Origin of the sequence: Cobetia sp. 10Alg 146 (genome assembly GCF_029846385.1) — a bacterium.
GTDB classification, from domain to species: Bacteria; Pseudomonadota; Gammaproteobacteria; order Pseudomonadales; family Halomonadaceae; genus Cobetia; species Cobetia marina.
Genome location: NZ_JARWKT010000001.1, coordinates 615,906 through 633,819 on the forward strand (window position 1 = coordinate 615,906; position 17,914 = coordinate 633,819).

The window sequence follows — 17,914 nt, forward strand, 5'->3', positions numbered from 1 at the left end:
CACGGCTTGCCAGAACGCCCTTCACACCCGTTCTTTCAGGAAGATGGCGGTTGCGGACGCCCGGGCTGGGAGGCGTACTCGACACCATGTGCCTGCAGATACTCGCGGATCAACTGACGAACGACCTGAGAGGGCGTCTGGTCCTGCGTGGCACACAGTTGCTCGAAGGCCTGCTTCTTGTGGGGGTCAATCATCAGGGTCAGACGTGCGGTCTTCTTTTCCATCCTCGGCTCTCCCGAAACCATTAACATCTGATGGTAATACCGAGGGTCCGGTACAGACAAGCCAATCCCGACAGGCCAGCCCCCCTGACACTGGGGGGCGGATGACGAACATGCCAATGACATGTTAATTTTTTTACCATCTCTTTATCATGAGATCGTCATGACAAGGCAGACAGTCCAGGACGACCGCCCTGCTGCTGCCTGATGCATTCGTCGTGTTCGGACATGTCACGCCATGCCCTGACACGCCAGCACCAGAGTCAGCGTAGCGTCTCCCTCCGCGAGGACCCACCACCATGACCCCCAAGCGCTCTCCCATGCGCCTCCCCCGCATCGCCACCGGCCTGCGCTCCGCCTGGCACTCAGGCTACGGCCTCACCGATCTCCGCCAGGATATCCTGGCCGGGCTGACCATCGGCACCGTGGCGGTGCCGCTGTCCATGGCACTGGCCATCGCCGCCGGCGTCGCACCACAGCATGGCTTGTACACGGCCATCGTCGCGGGGGCGATCATTGCCATCACGGGCGGCTCACGCGTCAACGTCTCCGGCCCGACAGCGGCCTTCGTGGTGATCCTGTTCCCCATCGTTCAGCAGTACGGGCTCGGTGGCCTGCTGATCGCCACCATGATGGCGGGCGCCATACTGGTCATGCTGGGGCTGGCGCGCATGGGGCGACTCATCCAGTTCGTGCCCTATCCCGTCGTGCTGGGCTTTACCGCGGGTATCGCCGTCGTGATCGCTGTCTTGCAGGTGCCTGACTTCCTGGGGCTGAGTGTCGGTCAGCTCGGCGAGCACTTCGTGGAGAACGTTGGTCAGATTCTGGCCGCCCTGCCGACACTGAATCCTTTCGAACTGTCCATCGGGGTCTTTTCGCTGGTGGTCATGCTGCTATGGCCGCGACTTCACCTCCCGATTCCCGCGCCGCTGGTGGGCCTGTTCGTCGGGGCACTTGCCGCCTACGCCGTCAATCACGGCCTGGGCGATGACTCACATGAAATGCTGGTGCAGACCATTGCCTCACGCTTCAGCTGGGAAACGCTGAACGACAGTGGCAATGGTATCCCTCCGATTGCCCCGGCATTTCTGGCCCCCTGGCACCTGCCCGGAGCGGACGGATATCCACTGCCACTGGATTTCACCCTGATCCGCGCATTGCTGGGGCCTGCCATCGCCATCGCCATGCTGGGCGCCATCGAATCCCTGCTGTGCTCGGTCGTGTCTGATGGACTGACCAGGACACGCCATGATCCGGATGCCGAACTGATCGGCCAGGGGCTGGGCAACCTGGTGGCGCCGCTGTTCGGAGGCATCACCGCCACCGCCGCCATCGCTCGCACGGCCACCAACATCCGGTGTGGTGCCCGCTCACCGCTGGCCGCCGTGGTGCATTCCGCGGTGGTGCTACTGGCGGTGATCGCGCTGGCGGAACTGCTGGGAAAAGTGCCGATGGCCACACTGGCCGCCTTGCTGTTCATCGTCGCCTGGAACATGAGCGAGGCTCGTCACTTCGTGCATACCTTGCGCTCTGCCCCCGGCGGTGACGTGGCGATCCTGTTGATCTGCTTCGGCCTTACCGTGCTGTTCAACATGGTACTGGCGGTGGCGGTTGGCATCGGCCTGGCGGCGGCGCTGTTCATCCGCCGCATGATGCAGCTCACCCAGACCCGTCAGATCATTGACATGCCGGAGACAGACACGCCAGAGAACGATGCGCCAGAGAGCGATCCTCCACGCCAGACGCATGCCCGGGGAGAATACACCCGAGCGATTGCGCTCTATGACATCGACGGCCCCCTGTTCTTCGGCGTGGCGGAAAAGGCACTGACCTCGCTGCGCCTGGTCGATGACAAGGTCCAGATCGTGATTCTCGACATGGCCGATGTACCCAGCATGGACGGCACGGCCATCGTCGCTCTGCAGTCACTGATCGATGACATGCGCCACCAGCACGTGGCGCTGGTCCTGTCGGGGCTCCCCAGCCATCTGATCGTCAAGCTGCGCCGGGCCGGCATTCGCAAGCGCACGGGAGAGCTGACCTGGTGCCGCAACCTGCCACGCGCCTTCGCGGTCGCACGGCGCTGGCTGGCAGACGAGTGACGAGCGCAGCCATCACGGGGACAGCATTGCGCTCCAGAGACGACAATGCCTCTGACCGGGAATGATCAGAGGCATTGTCGTGGAGCTGAAATGGCAGGTGGAGCGCCCGCCCCCTGTGAGACTAGGGCGTGTGCACCCCCTCGAACATACGCCGACGCGCCCCCTCGAGATGGGCACGCATGGCGCTTTCCGCGGCGGGTGAATCCTTGCCGGCGATCGCATCGATGATCGCCTGATGCTCATCCTGGACGATCCGCAGGCGCTCCTCGGAGGCACGCAGTGACAGACCGCGCGTCAAGTTCATGCCTTCCTTGATGCTCTGATTCAGCGAACGCAGCACGGTGGCGTAGTAGTGATTGCTGGCGGCTTCGGTAATCGCGAGGTGGAACTCGAAGTCTTCCTCGGAGGCGCGATCATGATTGAGGTTGGCCTGATTGATGGCCTCGAAACGCTGACGTATGTGCTCCAGCTGCTCTGGCGTGCGCCGCTGCGCGGCGAGGCCCGCCGCACTAGCCTCGACATTGGTGCGAAACTCGAAGCAGCGTTGTATGTCGGCGATGCTGGAGATCCGTGCGAACTCGAGCACGGCACTGTCAGGCCGATTGATGACGAAACTGCCAGACCCTCGCCGCGACACGACGAGATTGTCCTCGCGCAGACGCGCCAGGGCATCCCGCAGTACCGGGCGGGATACCTCATACAGCTCGCAGAGGCGCGCCTCGGTCGGCAGCTTCTTGTTGACGGGATAGTCACCGCTGATGATGGCGGCGAGTATCTTCTCGTAGACCACCAACGACAGTGAATGCTTGGCTGCGTCACTCATCGTGTCATGTCGCCCTTTCTCATCACTCTTGGTCCACCTTCAGGCATGTCAGATGGTGTGCGATTCTACCGGAAACCCTGCCGCATGAGGAAAGGCTACGGGGCAGCCCCCTCAATGGGTGCTCCCCCGCAGGCCCCTCTCGATCCGACGCGTCATCTCACTCAGGCATCCTGAGGGAGTTTTGATGCCGGTGTCTGCGGTACTCGACGCCCTGCTTTCACCCCGTTGACGATGATCATGGTCCAGACCGCCACTGCGGCAATCGCCAGTACCATGGCGATGGGGCGATCCACGAAGGCCGTCAGATCCCCATTGGACTTGAGAATCGAGCGCATGAAGTTGCTCTCGACGATCGGCCCCAGAATCACCGCCAGAATCATCGGCCCGACCGGGAAGTCGTTCTCGGCCATGAAGAAGCCCACCAGGCCGATACCGAGCATGATCCAGATATCGAACATCGCATTGTTGGCTGCGAACGCCCCGACGATGCAGAACATCAGGATCAGCGGGAACAGGATACCGGTGGGAATCGACAGGATGTGTCGCGCCCCACGGATCGCCATGAAGCCCAGCGGCAACAGCAGCAGATTGGCCAGCACGAAGACCATGAAGATGGCATTGACCAACGGTGCCTGGTCGACGAAGACGTCAGGACCCGGCGTGATGCCCTTGGTCATCAGGACGCCGATGATGATCGCCGTGACCGTATCCCCCGGGATCCCGAAGACCAGTGCCGGAATATAGGCCCCGGACAACGAGGCATTGTTGGCGGAACTGGCCGAGACCAGGCCTTCTGGATGCCCCTTGCCGAACTTCTCCGGAGTCCTGGAGAGCTTGCGACTCACGGCGTAGCTGATCCAGGACGCGATATCGGCACCGGCGCCCGGCAAGGCCCCGATCACGGTCCCCAGGGCACCGCCGCGAAGGACACCGCCCTTGTATTTCCAGAGCGCTGCGCCAACGCCTTCGAAGGGACGCTTGATGACGGGCGGCACCAGCGGCGCGGCATTGCGGGTTTCCGGCATGCGACGGATCAGCTCGGAAATCGCGAACAGTCCGATCAGCACCGGCAGAATGGAGATACCGGCCAATAAGTCATAGTTGCCGAAGGTAAAGCGCATCTGACCCGAGACGCTGTCCATGCCCACCATCGCGATGACCAGCCCCGCCAGCATCGAGATTCCGCCCTTGAGCGGGTCACTGCCGGAGACGAGGATCGCGCAGGAAAGCCCCAGCAGCGCCAGCCAGAAATATTCGTCACTGGTGAACTGGATGGCGAACTCGGCAATGCGCGGCGCGAAGAAGGCCAGGATCAGCACCCCGATCACCCCACCGATCATCGAGCAGGTCACGTTCAGCCCCAGTGCCAGCCCGACCTTGCCCTGCTTGCCCATCGCATAGGCTTCCTCGGTATAGACCGCCGAGGCCGGTGTGCCGGGAATCCTCAATAACGCCCCGGGAATGTCGCCGGCCACGATGGCCATGGCAGTCGCGGACACGATGGCGGCGATGGCCGGCAGCGGTTCCATGAAGAAGGTGACCGGCACCAGCAGTGCCGTGGCCATGGTGGCCGTCAGGCCAGGGATGGCGCCCATGAAGAGCCCGAAGAGGGAGGCGGCGAGAATGATCAGCATCACTTCCCACGTGAACACCATCGTGGCGGCTTGCAGTAAGTCACTCATCAGTAGATCACCTTTTCCAGCAGGCCCAGCTCAAGCGGAACGTGCAGCAATTGGCCGAAGACTTCCCAGATCACTCCCGTGGCCACCAGCGCGATACCACCGGCAGGCAACCAGCGACGATGATGGAAGGCATAGAGCAGCAACGTGAGCAGCACGAAGGACACCACCGGGAAACCGATGACTGGCGTCAGGTAGATATAGGCCACGATGGAGGCGCAGATGGCCGCCAATGTCATGATGAAGGTGATCAGCGGCACAGGGTGCTGCCAGGCAAACCAGACTTCACGATTGCGCAGCCCACGGACGAGCAGGATGGCTCCGAACAGCATCAGCAGTGCGCCGATGACCGTGGGAAAGGTACCGGCCCCATATTCCTGGCGCGGCAGGTTCTTCAAGTCGAGGGAGGCATATATGACGGCAGCCCCGAAGGCTGCCGTCACCACACCCGTGACCTTGTCGTTGGTACGCATGTGCGGTTACTCATGAAGACTCAGGAAGAAACGGTCGAACACGCTGAATGGCAGACGCTCACGGCGACCCGCGCGTTCAGTTGGCCAGGCCCAGCTTTTCGATGGTGGCTGCGTTCTTCTCATTCTGATCTTTCATGAAGGCACGGAAACCTTCGGCATCTTCCCAGACGGTGCCGTAACCGCGACCGGACATGAAGTCCTGGAACTGCTCGGACTTCCAGACCTTCTCGGTGGCTTCCGACAGGCGTGCGGTCACCTCTTCCGGCAGTCCCTTGGGCCCGACCAGGCCACGCCAGGAGCCCTGGCTCCACTCGGAGCCGGTCAGCTCCTTGGCAGAAGGCACATCCTCGAAGGAATCGACGCGATCATTGGCCAGCACCGCCAGCGCCTTGACGCGTCCAGACTTGCGCATGGACTCGATTTCCGGAAGCGAGGAGAACACGATATCCACACCACCGGCTGCCAGCTCCTGCAGACCCGGCGCGGCGCCTTCACTGGGCACCAGTGTCACGTCATTCGGATTGATGCCCTGCTGATCCAGGAAGCCGGCGAAGGACAGATGATAGGCAGCCCCGGGCGCGGAGCCGGAGACGGTGTAATCGCTCGGATTGGCCTTCAGCGCCGATAGGGCATCATCTAGGGTCTTCCACTCGGAATCGGCGTTCACCGTGAAGGAGGCGTAATCCAGGTTCAGCAGCGCGATGGGCGTGAAGTCCTCATAGGACAGCTGCGCGGTGCCGATATGCTGATAGGTGGCAATCTCTGCGGTGCCAAGCCCCAGGGTGTAACCGTCGGGGCGCGCCATCTTCATGGACATGTGACCCACCATCCCGGAACCGCCGGTCTTGTTGACCACATTGACAGGCTGACCGAGCTCTTCCTGAAGACCCGCCGCCAGCTGACGGCCGACCGCATCGCTGCCACCACCGGCAGACCATGGCACGATCAGCGTGATGGGCTTGTAGGGGTAGTCAGCTGCCATCACCGCGGAAGCGGACAGGGTCAGCACGGAGGCGCAGAGGACTTGTGACAATTTACGCATGGCGAAGACTCTCTCGTTGTCTTGTTATGGAGGCGTTGCGTGGCTATGTCTGTTGCGGCATTGCAGCGTGGGACAGCGTCATGAAGGTTGGCGTTGGCTGCCCCAGGCACTGAGATCAGTGTCAGCGGGATACACGAATTTTACAAGTTATGACAACTTGAACTTTAGACCAATCCAAAAATGAGCATCAGGGAGGGAGTGAGGGTTGGCTGTCGTGGGGGGCTGACGGGATCTACCTCTAGGATAGCCGAACCGGGCTAGCGAGACCCTTATCCAATGGCCGCAATCCACGGCGTATCCTGCGCATGGCTGACTACGATAAACCTGAATAACTTATTGATTTTACTTATTTATCTGTCAATTCACGACAAATCACCCTTTCCTTCATTCCAGGAAAGCTCGCCTGCCCTGTCCCGAAACCAGCCCGCGTCCTGCCAGGTGCCATTGGCGGGTGATCCAGAGATACCCAACGGCGAACTGCACTAAAGCACTACTCGCCAGTTGTCATTATTTGTTTGTCGATCGTGTCTGCCTGGGCTAAGGTGACTCGTGCCGAGAGGGAGCCAATGCTCGCCGCAACTTCCTCCACCTTTCATTCGCCATGCCGCCTCCAAGAGCGTACGGCTTTCCACCGTCAGGAATCCCACATGTTCACCGATCTCAAGCAGAAGAAAGTCCTCATCACCGGCTCCACCAAGGGTATTGGTCTGGCAGCCGCCGTGGCCTTCGCCCGTGAAGGGGCAGTGGTCGGCATCAACAGCCGCCAGCAGGATGACGCCGCTCGCGACGCCATCGCCCAGATGGAAGCCACCGGTGCTCGCTTTGAATATTTCGCACGTGACCTGTCCACCAGCGAAGGCTGTGCTGCACTGGTCGAGGACTTCACCAAGGCCTTCGGCGGCATGGACGTGCTCGTCAACAATGCCGGTGGTCTGGGCGTGCGTGCCGGACTCGAGAGCCTGGATGATGCCGCCTTCGACCTGGTGATGGATCTGAACCTGCGCTCCGCGATCATGACGACCAAATATGCCATGCCGCATCTGAAGGCCTCCGCCAAGGATTCCGGCACCACCGCCAGCGTCATCAGCACCGGCTCCATCGCGGGCCGCGAGGGCGGTGGTCTCGGCGCCTCCCTGTACGGCGGCACCAAGGCCATGCTGCATAACCTGCACCGCAACTGGGTGAAGGAATTCACCAAGGACAACGTGCGCTTCAACATCGTGTCGCCGGGCACCATCGATACCGTCTTCCACGCCGACAAGAGCGAAGAGCTGCGTGCCAAGATCGCCGGCAGCATCGCCATGGGCCGCTTCGGTACCTCCGAGGAATGTGCACCGACCTTCCTGTTCCTCGCCTCCCACGCCACCAGTGGCTACATCACGGGCCAGGTGATCGACATCAATGGCGGCCAGATGTGCCCGTGAGGCATACCGCCCACGACGGCATCGCGCCCATGAGACGCGCCCCAGCAGCCTGAATGTCTCGCCCTCGGCCTCATGACATGTCGGCACGCAACAGTCCCGCCATGCACCGTCAGTCGAGACGAGCATTCCCTTGTCCCGCGTCGCGCCCCATGAGGGCGATGGAGGCGGGACATTCCGGACTGTGCCCACGAAAAGAACGCCCCACGAAAAGAGAGACGCCTTATGTCACCTTCCGATCAGACGACACTGCGCGGCCACCAGATCATCGGACAGCAGAGTCTGCTGGCCGACGGCAAGCCGGTACACGCCATCAATCCTGCCAACGGTGAGCGCCTGGCGCCGGGCTATCCGGCCGGTGGTGCCCGTGAGGTGGAGCTGGCCTGCCAGCTGGCACACGACGCCTTTGACAGCTTCCGGGAAACGGATGCTGAAACCCGCGCCGGCTTCCTCGAGACCATCGCCGAGGAAATCGAGGCCATCGGTGAGCAGATCACCGAGCGCGCCCTTCAGGAAACCGGCCTGCCGCGGGCTCGTCTGGAAGGGGAACGTGGCCGTACCTGCGGTCAGCTGCGCCTGTTCGCCGGCGTCGTGCGCGCCGGTGAGTGGCTGGATGTGCGCATCGACCCGGCCATGCCGGAACGCAGCCCGATGCCGCGCGCCGACCTGCGCCAGCGTCGCATCGGCCTCGGCCCTGTCGCCGTCTTCGGGGCCAGCAACTTCCCGCTGGCCTTCTCGGTGGCCGGTGGCGATACCGCCTCGGCACTGGCGGCTGGCTGCCCGGTCATCGTCAAGGCACACTCCGCTCACCCGGGGACGTCCGAGCTGGTCGGCGGCGCCATCCAGCGTGCCGTGAAGCGCTGCAACCTGCCGGAAGGCGTCTTCTCACTGCTCTACGGCAGCGGCAACACCCTGGGTCAGGCACTGGTCAATGACCCGCGCATTCAGGCCGTGGGCTTCACCGGGTCACGCAGTGGCGGTACCGCACTGCTCAAGACCGCCCAGGCACGTCCTCAGCCGATCCCGGTCTACGCCGAGATGAGCAGCATCAACCCGGTACTGCTGATGCCGGCCGCGCTGGAAGCCCGTGCCGAAGGGCTGGGACAGGCCTTCATCGCCTCGCTCAACATGGGTGCCGGCCAGTTCTGCACCAACCCGGGACTGGTGCTGGCCCTCGAAGGCGAAGCGCTGGAGCGCTTCCTCAAGACCGCCGCCGACAATGTCGCGGCCAGTGCCTGCCAGACGATGCTGACGCCGGGCATCCACGATGCCTACCGGGGTGGCGTGGAGAAGCTCTCCGCCCTGCCCCAGGTACAGGAAGTCGCGCGCGGCGCACTGGATGGCGACAACGCAAGTCCGTGTCAGACCGCGCTGTTCCGAACCACCGGCAGCGACTTCCTGAGTGAATCCGCATTGCAGGAAGAAGTCTTCGGTGCCAGCTCGCTGGTCATCGCCTGTCGCGATCTGGACGAGATGCGTGCGGTCTGCGAGCACCTGGAAGGCCAGCTGACCGCCACCCTGCACCTGGACGATGCCGACATCGACGCCGCCCGCACCCTGATGCCGGTGCTCGAGCGTCGCGCCGGTCGCATTCTCGCCAATGGCTGGCCGACGGGTGTCGAAGTCTGTCAGGCGATGGTCCACGGTGGCCCCTGGCCGGCAACCTCTGACAGCCGCACCACCTCGGTGGGCAGCGCGGCCATCGAACGCTTTCTGCGTCCGGTGTGCTATCAGGATCTGCCTGAGGCACTGCTGAGCCCGACCCTGCGTGACGGCACCCAGGGCCTGTCGCGTCTGGTGGACGGCAAGCGCCAGCTCTGAGTCATTGCCCAAGTGACGTGCAGTGAGTGACGTCTGACCGACAATGCGCAGTACGGCAATTTCCATGACGGCGCGGCTTCGCCAGCCGTGTCGTCATGCAGGACAAGCACAAGGAACGGCTCCAACTACACAGGACACGCCATGATGTCTGAGCAAGCCAACGCGTCATCGACGCCATCCTCATTCTCTTCTTCCTCGCCACTGGAAATCCTCGCCTTTGGCGAAGCCATGGCGCTGCTGGTCGCCGAAAGCGAGGGCGATCTTGCACAGGTCTCGCACTACGAGCGACGCATCGCCGGCGCCGATACCAACGTGGCCATCGGCCTCGCCCGGCTGGGATTTCATGTCGGCTGGCTGAGCCGCGTGGGCGACGACAGCCTCGGGCGCTATCTGCGCCAGACCCTGGAAGACAACGGGCTGGACTGTCGCCATCTGACCCGCGACAGCGATGCTCCTACCGGCCTGATGTTCAAGGCACGCGCCAGCCAGGGGGAAGATCCGCATGTCGAGTATTTCCGTCAGGGCAGCGCCGCCAGCCGCATGAATGCCAGTGACGCCGATGGCATCGACTTCAGCGCCCTGCGCCACCTGCATGCCACCGGCATTCCGCCGGCCATCTCCCCCAGCTGTCGTGAACTATCGTTCCATCTCTTCGAACAGGCCCGTCAATCCGGTGCCAGTATCTCCTTTGATCCCAATCTGCGCCCTACCCTGTGGTCAAGCGAGCAGGAGATGCGCGACACCCTCAATCAGCTGGCAAGCCGCGCCGACTGGGTATTGCCGGGGCTTGCGGAAGGCGAGCAACTGACCGGCCAGAAGACGCCTGAGGCCATCGCCGGCCACTATCTCGAGCAAGGTGCCAAGGCCGTCATCATCAAGCTGGGCCCTGAGGGCAGCTATTACCGCGGGATGATCGGCGGCCAGGAAGCCGCCTTCAGCGTCCCGGGCCTGCGGGTCGACAAGGTCGTCGATACCGTGGGGGCGGGCGATGCCTTTGCGGTAGGTGTCGTCAGCGCACTGCTTGAAGGGCTCTCCCCGAAAGACGCCATGCATCGCGCCAATCTGCTCGGCAGCCGTGCCGTTCAGGTGCGGGGGGACATGGAGGGCCTGCCGGATCGCGCGACGCTCAAGGCGCTCGAAGCGGGTGATGCCGTCAGCGTGTCCTGAGTTCGCGGCCGATTTCCAATGACAACCAGTGGTGATACACCCAGTGGTGACACAACCAGTAGCGACACGACCAGGGGTGACACACCCCTGACGGCAGTCTGCAGGTCAGTTCATCGCCCACGCTCTCAAGGAGGCAAGGATGCATGCACAGCACTACTCGGCCCGAGGTAACAGCCATATGACAAGTGACGCAGACGAGTGCGTGACCCGCCGCAAGGTTGTGGTGCTCAAGGCGCTGGATGAGGAGCAGATGGCCACCCTGCGCGAGCGGCATGACGTCGTGCTGCTGGAGGGGCATGACAGCGCCGAGGCGCTGGATGCGGCACTGCACGACGCCCTGCACGATGCCCATGGACTCATCTGCTCTGGACACAGGATCACGGAAGCGCTGCTGGATGCCGCCCCCGCACTGCGGGTGATCTGCACGGTCTCCGTGGGCTATGACAACTACCCGCTTGAAGCGATGGACGCGCGCGGCATACTGCTGTGCAACACCCCGGACGTGCTGACCGAGACCACTGCCGATGTCGGCTTCCTGTTGATGATGGCCACGGCACGACGCGCGGTGGAGCTGGCCAACATGGTGCGCGACGGCCAATGGACACATGGCCTCACACCGCCTCACTTCGGTACGGACGTGCACGGCAAGACACTCGGCATGGTGGGCATGGGCCGTATCGGCGCGGCGATCGCGCGGCGCGGTGCACTCGGCTTCGGCATGCGGGTCCAGTACTCGAATGCCTCCCCCAAGCCTGCGCTGGAGAGCGAACTGGGCGCGAGCCGCGTCGAGCTGGACACCTTGCTCAAGACCAGCGATTTCGTCTGCGTCACCGTCCCGCTCAGCGAGCAGACCGAACGCCTGATCGGCAGACGCGAGCTGGAGCTGATGCCCGCCAGCGCCATCCTGATCAACATCGCCCGCGGGCGTGTCATCGATGAAGCGGCCTTGATCGAGTGTCTCGAGCGTGGCGGTATCCGCGGCGCCGGGCTGGATGTCTTCGAGCAGGAGCCGCTTCCGGCAAGTTCACCGCTGACGCGCCTGCCACAGGTCGTGGCACTGCCGCACATCGGCTCTGCCACCCATGAGACACGCCGCGCCATGGCGCAGCGTGCGCTGGACAACCTGCTGTTGGCACTGGCGGGGAAATCGCCGCTGAGTGCGGTCAATGAAGCCAGCTGGACGCGCCGGTAGACCGGTGGCCGGCAGTCCGGTGGCCGGCAGTCCGGTGGCCGGCAAACCGGTGGCTGGCAGACCTGTGACGCCGCCCCTTCGACACATGGCTGCCAGACCAAAGTGCTGAGGGGAGCGCGGGCGAATTGCTCTATGCTCTGGACATGGATTTGGAACCATCCAAAAACGTCTCCACCCCGGCCATGAGTTCGGGATGACAACAAGAAAACGCCCAGGGAAGACGCCATGAAAGATCCCATCACGACACCGCCGGCCAAGGCAGATGCCACGGTGTCATCGCAGGCCCCGTCATCACAGGTCCCGTCATCGCAGGCCCCATCATCACAGAGCGCCTCGAGCAGCATCACGCTTCAAGATATCGCGGCACATGCCAAGGTCTCGCGCAGCACGGTCTCGCTGGTGCTGCGCGAAAGCCCGCTGGTGGCGAAGCGCACCCGCGAGAAGGTCCAGGACTCCATCAAGGCGCTGGGCTACGTTTACAACCGTGGCGCCGCCGCCATGCGCGGCAGCCGCACCGCGACCCTTGGCGTGGTGGTCTATGACATCGCCAACCCCTTCTTCGGCTCCATGGTCGCGGGGATCGATGCCGCCCTCCATCAGGAAGGCTATGTGTCATTTCTCGCCAACAGCGAAGATTCCCCTGAGCGCCAGCAGCGCTTCATCGAGCGCATGCGTGAACATCGTGTCGATGGCCTGTTGCTGTGCCCCGCCGAACACTCGGACCCGAACCTGATCCATCAACTGGCCGACTGGGGCATGCCCTGCATCCAGGTGATGCGCTATCTGGACGCGCCGCCATTCGATTACGCTGGCACCGATTTCCGACGCGTGGCCGAGATGGCCGTCAATCACCTCGTCAGCCTGGGCCATCAGCGCATCGCCTTCATCGGCGGCGCGGACCACTCGGTCAGTCATGACCGCTGGCTGGGGTATCAGGCCGCGCTGGATCATCATGGCCTGAGCTATCGCCGCCTGGTGCGCGGCAATGGCGTGACGCGGCGTGTCGGCCATGAGCTGATCAAGACCCTGATGCAGGAAAGCCCTCGCCCGACGGCAGTGGTCTGCCACAACGACCTCGTGGCCTTCGGTGCAATGCTGGGACTGCGCCAGATGGGGCTGGAACCTGGTCGCGACTGTGCCGTGATCGGCACCGATGATGTCGAGGAAGCCGAACTGGGCGACCCGCCCCTGACCAGTATCGCCACGCACCCCTACGCCATCGGGGAGCAGGCGGCGCGACTGGCATTGCGACGGATCGCCAATCCCGGCGGCGAGCGAGAAAGCGTCATCATGCCGCCGGAACTCAAGATACGCCGCTCCTGCGGGAGTCCTGACGACGCCATCGTCGAGACGCCTCGCCCGGACTGACGCCAACGCTTTCTCTGAACGGCGGGTCATGCCTGGAGAGCATCGGCTGGCCGCGCGACCCCCGAGCATGGACCGGCCGTCTAGAGACTGCCGGTCTGGCAAGCCGCAAGACTGCAAGACGGAAAGACAGAAAGACGCAAGGCACAACAACAAACAACGCCAAGGAAAACGCCATCATGCTGAATTGGATCAATCCAACTACGACCACCCCTGCCATTTCCCAGCGCTCACCTGTGGGCGCCCGACTGACCAGAGGGCTGAGCAAGGGGCTGGCCGTCGCGGCCACCACCGGCACCCTGCTGGGCGCCACGCTCGGCTTCTCGGCCAGCGCCCAGGCAATGGAGCTGCGCTTCGGCCACGCCGGCACCGAAGATACCGCCTACCAGCTCGGCGCCGAGCGCCTGCGCGACCTGCTCGCCGAGAAGACCGATGGCGACATCACCATGACCATCATGGGCAACTCGGTACTGGGCCATGAAACCGAGATGTTCGAGCAGCAGATGGCCGGCGCGCTGGACATGTCCATCGTCAGCCCAGGGCTGATCACCGACTTCTCGCCCACCGCCAACGTGTTCACCATCCCGTTCCTGTATCGCGATGTCGACCACTGGCAGAAGGTGCTGGATGGCGAGGTCGGCCAGGAAATCGCCCAGAAGATCAGTGACGAGACCGACGTGAAGGTGCTGGCCTATTTCGGTGGCGGCAAGCGCCACATCGTCAGCTCGCGCGAGGTCACCTCACTCGATGACCTTAAGGGCCTCAAGCTGCGCACCAATCCGACCAAGCCGTTGATCGTCGCCTGGCAGGCACTCGGGGTCGAACCGAGCGTGGTGGCCTGGAAGGAGATCTACACCGCCATCCAGCTGGGCGCGATCCACGGCCTGCTCAATGAGCCGGAATGGACACTGCGCATGCGCTTCCACGAAGTCGCCCCCAACATCGCGCTGTCCGAGCACGACATCACCGTGCGCCTGCTGACCATGTCCAAGATGTCCTGGGACAACCTGGATGAGCAGCAGCAGAAGACATTGATGGAATCCGCGCACGAAGCGGCGGCCTACGCCCGCAAGGTGCAGCTGGAACAGGACGCGGCAGCCCTCGCGGAGCTGGAGAAGCAGGGTGCCAAGCTGCATGAGATCGACCGTGAGCGCATGCAGGAGATCGTCGCCGAGCCGCTCAAGGAAGTGATCGCCGAGATGGGACTGCAGGACATCTACGACAAGGTACGCGCCGTCAGATAAGGCATGTCAGGCGGGGCGCCTCACCTGCAGCCAACTCTGGCCTCAGGACAGGCGCCCCGCCACCTTCCTCTGCCCCTGGCGCACGTCACCTCGCGTGTCATCACTCTCGTGTCGTCGCTCTCCTTCCCTCGCACTCTTCTTGAAAGGACAGTGCCATGCCTTCTGTGCTCGCAGGGCTCTCACGCCTGAATCGGACGCTCGAACGTCTGCTCTATCTCGTCTTGCTGGTACTGCTGGCAAGCTTCATCGTCTTCATCATCTATCAGATCGCCAGTCGCAACCTGGCCTTCCTGCCTCGCCTGTTCTGGACCGAGGAATTCAGCCGCTTCGCCTTCCAGTGGATGGTGATGCTGGGCACCGCCGTCGGGGTGCTGCATGCCGATCACTTCGTGCTCGAAGCCTTCCCTCGCGGCAGTCGCGCCGACCTCGTCACGCGCTGGATCCGTGATCTCGCCTGCCTGCTGCTGGGGGTACTGTTCATCGTCCACGGCAAGGACTTCGCACTGTCGGGCCTGCGCCGCAGTGCCATGGCCTCGGGGCTGTCGATGATCTACGTCTATTCGGTGTTCACCGTCAGTGGCGTCTTCATCGTGCTGTTCAGTCTGCAGCGACTCTTGCATGCCTGGCTCTTCGGCATGACCGCCATGGAAGCGGCACTCAATACGCCCAGCGAGGCGGAAGAACTGGCGACGCCGGAGGAGACGCAGGCCGTCCTGTCCCCCGTCATCGCCGGCCATGCGCATGACGCCACTGACCGGAGAACACTGCCATGATGCCAATGGACTGGCTCTACCTGATGCCCTGGCTGCTGTTCGGCGTGCTGGGCGTCCTGATCGTGATCGGCATTCCCATCGCCATGGCACTGGTGTTGACGGCGACCACGCTGATCCTGCTGGACCCGCGTCTGACCTACTGGATCATGTTCCAGCGCATGTACAACGGCATGGATTCCTTCGTGCTGCTGGCCGTGCCGCTGTTCCTGCTCGCCGGCAACCTGATGAATGCCGCGAGGATCACCGACCGCCTGATCACGCTGTGCATGCGACTGGTCGGCCACTTCCGTGGTGCGCTGGCCCACGTCAATGTGCTGGTCAGCATGCTGTTCGCCGGGGTCTCCGGCTCCTCCACCGCTGACAGTGCCGGCGTGGGCACGGTACTGATTCCGGCCATGAAGCGCGAAGGCTATCCGGTCAGCTTCGCCGTCGCGGTCACCGCAGCCTCCTCCGTGATGGGCACCATCATCCCGCCGTCGATCAACATGATCGTCTGGGGTGCGCTGACCAACACGTCGATCGCCGGCCTGTTTCTCGGCGGCATTCTGCCCGGCGTGATGATCGGTGTGGCTCAGCTGCTGCTCAATACCCGCTACGTGCGCCGCTACAACGTGCCGGTACGCAAGCGTGCCACCCTCAAGGAGCTGGCAAGCTCCGGCAAGGATGGTCTGCTGGCCTCAGGGATTCCGATCGTGATCATCGGCGGCATCACCCTGGGCATCGTGACGCCGACCGAAGCCGCGGTGATCGCGGTGGTCTACGCACTGGTGCTGGGCTTCGTGATCTATCGCGAGCTGGATCTCACCAAGCTGCTCAATGCCTCCACCGACACCGTCAGGCTGTGCTCGCTGTCGCTGTTCAGTCTGGTGGGCGCGGCCATCTTCGGGTATCTGATCAGCTTCTATCAGATTCCGCCGAAGCTGATGGCAGGCGTCAGCATCACGGACCCGACCGTGCTGCTCATCGTGATGACCATCGTGCTGCTGGTGATCGGCACCTTCATGGACGCCCTGCCCGCCATGGCGATCATGGCACCCATCTTCTACCCGCTGGCGATGGCGGCAGGCGTGCACCCCGTGCAGTTCGGTGTCATCGGCGTCATGGCGCTGGGCCTGGGGCTGATCACGCCGCCCTACGGCCTATGTCTGATGATTTCCGCCAAGATCGGCGGCATCCCCCTGCTCAAGGCCATGGCGACCACCATGCTGTACCTGGGCGTGATGCTGGCCGTGATCGTGTTGATGATCCTGTTCCCGGAATTCGTGCTGGCGATCCCGCGCCTGATCGCTCCCGATTTCGTCTAGCAGCCCCCTGGCCAGACAGACCTGTCTGTCTGGCCTCATGAACAAGAACGGCCACCCCGGTCTAGACACCGGGGTGGCCGTTCTTGTTTGAGTGGCGTACCCGCCGTCAGGCCAGCCGCTGGATCGCCATTTCGAGGCCACGGATTTCGGCCAGCCCCTTCATGCGCCCATAGAGAGGATAGCCGGGACGCGTCTCGCGGCGTGCATCGTCCAGGATGTGGTGACCATGGTCCGGGCGCATCGGCAGGGGCGCGCCGCCAGACGCCAGGCGGCGGCGCTCTTCTGCCACCAGCACACGGATGATCTCCACCATGTCCAGGTCGCCCTCGAGATGCTGTGCTTCATGGAAGGAGCGCTTGTCCTCGCTGTCACGCCCGGTGGCTCTGAGATGAGCGAAGTGGATGTGAGAGGCAAAGCGGCGCGCCATGATGCTGAGATCGATATCCGGATTGGCACCGTAGGAGCCGGTACAGAACGTCAAACCATTGGCCGGACTGGGTACAACACCCAGCAGCCAATCAGCATCGACCATGCTCGAGACCACGCGCGGCAAGCCGAACATCGGCCGCGGCGGATCATCGGGGTGAATGGCCAGTCGAATGCCGACCTCTTCCGCCACCGGCACGATGGCCCTGAGGAAGGTGGCCAGATGCTGGCGCAGGCGCGCGGCGTCAATTCCATCATAGGCTGCCAGCGCGGCGCGGAATTCCGCCAGGCTGTAGCCCTCTTCTGCACCGGGCAGTCCTGCAATGATGGTGCGGATCAGCCTCTCGCGACCGGCATCATCCAGCGTCTCGAGATGCTGCCGCGCGGCCTGCTGCTCCTCGCTGGTGTATTCGCGCTCGGCGCCGGGGCGCTCCAGCAGATAGAGATCAAAGGCCGCAAAGGCATCCTGATCAAAGCGCAGGGCCGTGCCACCTTCCGGCAGCTGCCAGGCGAGATCGGTGCGCGTCCAGTCCAGTACCGGCATGAAGTTGTAGCACACCGTGGTGATGCCACACTCCGCCAGATGACGCAGCGACTGCTGGTAATTGGCGATATGGCGATCACTGCCGGGCGCTGCCTGCTTGATGCTCTCATGGACGGGAATGCTCTCGACCACCGACCACCTGAGACCGGCCGCCTCGATCTGCGCCTTGCGCTCGCGAATGGCGGCCAACGGCCAGACCTCGCCATTGGGTATCTCATGCAGCGCCGTGACGATACCTGTCGCGCCAGTCTGACGAACTTCCTCGAGCGTGATGGGATCCTCGGGACCGAACCAGCGCCATGTCGCTTCCATGTCAT

15 protein-coding genes are annotated in these 17,914 nt (G+C 63.3%); 9 read left to right on the forward strand and 6 right to left on the reverse strand.

Features of this window, described 5'->3' with window-relative positions; all coding sequences use genetic code 11:
• Nucleotides 1-35 precede the first annotated feature (35 nt).
• Complete coding sequence (locus tag QD172_RS02635) at nt 36-224, reverse strand: CopG family transcriptional regulator (protein WP_084208379.1); 189 nt, start codon at nt 222-224, stop codon at nt 36-38.
• A 296-nt stretch (nt 225-520) separates the two neighbouring features.
• Between QD172_RS02635 and dauA the strand changes: the two genes are divergently transcribed.
• Nucleotides 521-2,323, forward strand: a complete 1,803-nt coding sequence (dauA, locus tag QD172_RS02640; protein ID WP_279854820.1) for a C4-dicarboxylic acid transporter DauA — start codon at nt 521-523, stop codon at nt 2,321-2,323.
• Nucleotides 2,324-2,444: 121 nt separating this feature from the next.
• Here the strand turns inward: dauA and QD172_RS02645 are convergent, their stop codons facing one another.
• The 4 genes from QD172_RS02645 to QD172_RS02660 all read right to left on the reverse strand — a co-directional run bounded on the left by QD172_RS02645 (nt 2,445) and on the right by QD172_RS02660 (nt 6,340).
• The gene (locus QD172_RS02645; protein WP_077377578.1) at nt 2,445-3,146 is read right to left on the reverse strand and encodes a FadR/GntR family transcriptional regulator; all 702 of its coding nucleotides are present in this window, start codon (nt 3,144-3,146) and stop codon (nt 2,445-2,447) included.
• Between the two features lie 161 nt (nt 3,147-3,307).
• The gene (locus QD172_RS02650; protein ID WP_279854821.1) at nt 3,308-4,828 is read right to left on the reverse strand and encodes a tripartite tricarboxylate transporter permease; all 1,521 of its coding nucleotides are present in this window, start codon (nt 4,826-4,828) and stop codon (nt 3,308-3,310) included.
• Nucleotides 4,828-5,298, reverse strand: a complete 471-nt coding sequence (locus QD172_RS02655; protein ID WP_084208377.1) for a tripartite tricarboxylate transporter TctB family protein — start codon at nt 5,296-5,298, stop codon at nt 4,828-4,830. The genes QD172_RS02650 and QD172_RS02655 overlap by 1 nt, the downstream gene beginning before the upstream one ends.
• A 76-nt stretch (nt 5,299-5,374) precedes the next feature.
• Entirely contained in the window at nt 5,375-6,340 is a 966-nt protein-coding gene (locus tag QD172_RS02660; RefSeq protein ID WP_279854822.1) for a tripartite tricarboxylate transporter substrate binding protein, read from the reverse strand.
• A gap of 647 nt (nt 6,341-6,987) precedes the next feature.
• On the opposite strand from QD172_RS02660, the gene QD172_RS02665 reads away from it, so the two are divergent.
• The 8 genes from QD172_RS02665 to QD172_RS02700 all read left to right on the forward strand — a co-directional run bounded on the left by QD172_RS02665 (nt 6,988) and on the right by QD172_RS02700 (nt 16,627).
• The gene (locus tag QD172_RS02665; RefSeq protein ID WP_054557138.1) at nt 6,988-7,764 is read left to right on the forward strand and encodes an SDR family oxidoreductase; all 777 of its coding nucleotides are present in this window, start codon (nt 6,988-6,990) and stop codon (nt 7,762-7,764) included.
• 222 nt (nt 7,765-7,986) lie between these two features.
• A complete protein-coding gene (locus QD172_RS02670; RefSeq protein ID WP_279854823.1) occupies nt 7,987-9,582 on the forward strand; it encodes an aldehyde dehydrogenase (NADP(+)) in 1,596 nt (531 codons plus the stop codon).
• 141 nt (nt 9,583-9,723) lie between these two features.
• Entirely contained in the window at nt 9,724-10,749 is a 1,026-nt protein-coding gene (locus tag QD172_RS02675) for a sugar kinase (protein WP_347882022.1), read from the forward strand.
• 178 nt (nt 10,750-10,927) lie between these two features.
• Entirely contained in the window at nt 10,928-11,941 is a 1,014-nt protein-coding gene (locus tag QD172_RS02680; RefSeq protein ID WP_279854824.1) for a D-glycerate dehydrogenase, read from the forward strand.
• Nucleotides 11,942-12,166: 225 nt separating this feature from the next.
• Nucleotides 12,167-13,309, forward strand: coding sequence for a LacI family DNA-binding transcriptional regulator (locus tag QD172_RS02685; RefSeq protein WP_279854825.1), 1,143 nt, complete (start codon nt 12,167-12,169; stop codon nt 13,307-13,309).
• A gap of 176 nt (nt 13,310-13,485) precedes the next feature.
• Complete coding sequence (locus QD172_RS02690) at nt 13,486-14,550, forward strand: TRAP transporter substrate-binding protein (RefSeq protein WP_279854826.1); 1,065 nt, start codon at nt 13,486-13,488, stop codon at nt 14,548-14,550.
• Nucleotides 14,551-14,705: 155 nt separating this feature from the next.
• Nucleotides 14,706-15,323: a TRAP transporter small permease subunit gene (locus QD172_RS02695; protein WP_279854827.1), complete on the forward strand. Its 618-nt coding sequence runs from the start codon at nt 14,706-14,708 to the stop codon at nt 15,321-15,323.
• Nucleotides 15,320-16,627: a TRAP transporter large permease gene (locus QD172_RS02700; RefSeq protein WP_279854828.1), complete on the forward strand. Its 1,308-nt coding sequence runs from the start codon at nt 15,320-15,322 to the stop codon at nt 16,625-16,627. The genes QD172_RS02695 and QD172_RS02700 overlap by 4 nt, the downstream gene beginning before the upstream one ends.
• Before the next feature lie 106 nt (nt 16,628-16,733).
• On the opposite strand, the gene uxuA is transcribed toward QD172_RS02700, so the two are convergent.
• Nucleotides 16,734-17,909 (reverse strand): mannonate dehydratase, encoded by a 1,176-nt coding sequence (gene uxuA, locus QD172_RS02705; protein WP_279854829.1) that lies wholly within the window; start codon nt 17,907-17,909, stop codon nt 16,734-16,736.
• Nucleotides 17,910-17,914 lie beyond the last annotated feature (5 nt).

Bases quoted from the DNA above. Each gene is read 5' to 3' on its own strand.
- QD172_RS02635 (WP_084208379.1), bottom strand. From the start codon at position 224: ATGGAAAAGAAGACCGCACGTCTGACCCTGATGATTGACCCCCACAAG.
- dauA (WP_279854820.1), top strand. From the start codon at position 521: ATGACCCCCAAGCGCTCTCCCATGCGCCTCCCCCGCATCGCCACCGGC.
- QD172_RS02645 (WP_077377578.1), bottom strand. From the start codon at position 3,146: ATGAGTGACGCAGCCAAGCATTCACTGTCGTTGGTGGTCTACGAGAAG.
- QD172_RS02650 (WP_279854821.1), bottom strand. From the start codon at position 4,828: ATGAGTGACTTACTGCAAGCCGCCACGATGGTGTTCACGTGGGAAGTG.
- QD172_RS02655 (WP_084208377.1), bottom strand. From the start codon at position 5,298: ATGCGTACCAACGACAAGGTCACGGGTGTGGTGACGGCAGCCTTCGGG.
- QD172_RS02660 (WP_279854822.1), bottom strand. From the start codon at position 6,340: ATGCGTAAATTGTCACAAGTCCTCTGCGCCTCCGTGCTGACCCTGTCC.
- QD172_RS02665 (WP_054557138.1), top strand. From the start codon at position 6,988: ATGTTCACCGATCTCAAGCAGAAGAAAGTCCTCATCACCGGCTCCACC.
- QD172_RS02670 (WP_279854823.1), top strand. From the start codon at position 7,987: ATGTCACCTTCCGATCAGACGACACTGCGCGGCCACCAGATCATCGGA.
- QD172_RS02675 (WP_347882022.1), top strand. From the start codon at position 9,724: ATGATGTCTGAGCAAGCCAACGCGTCATCGACGCCATCCTCATTCTCT.
- QD172_RS02680 (WP_279854824.1), top strand. From the start codon at position 10,928: ATGACAAGTGACGCAGACGAGTGCGTGACCCGCCGCAAGGTTGTGGTG.
- QD172_RS02685 (WP_279854825.1), top strand. From the start codon at position 12,167: ATGAAAGATCCCATCACGACACCGCCGGCCAAGGCAGATGCCACGGTG.
- QD172_RS02690 (WP_279854826.1), top strand. From the start codon at position 13,486: ATGCTGAATTGGATCAATCCAACTACGACCACCCCTGCCATTTCCCAG.
- QD172_RS02695 (WP_279854827.1), top strand. From the start codon at position 14,706: ATGCCTTCTGTGCTCGCAGGGCTCTCACGCCTGAATCGGACGCTCGAA.
- QD172_RS02700 (WP_279854828.1), top strand. From the start codon at position 15,320: ATGATGCCAATGGACTGGCTCTACCTGATGCCCTGGCTGCTGTTCGGC.
- uxuA (WP_279854829.1), bottom strand. From the start codon at position 17,909: ATGGAAGCGACATGGCGCTGGTTCGGTCCCGAGGATCCCATCACGCTC.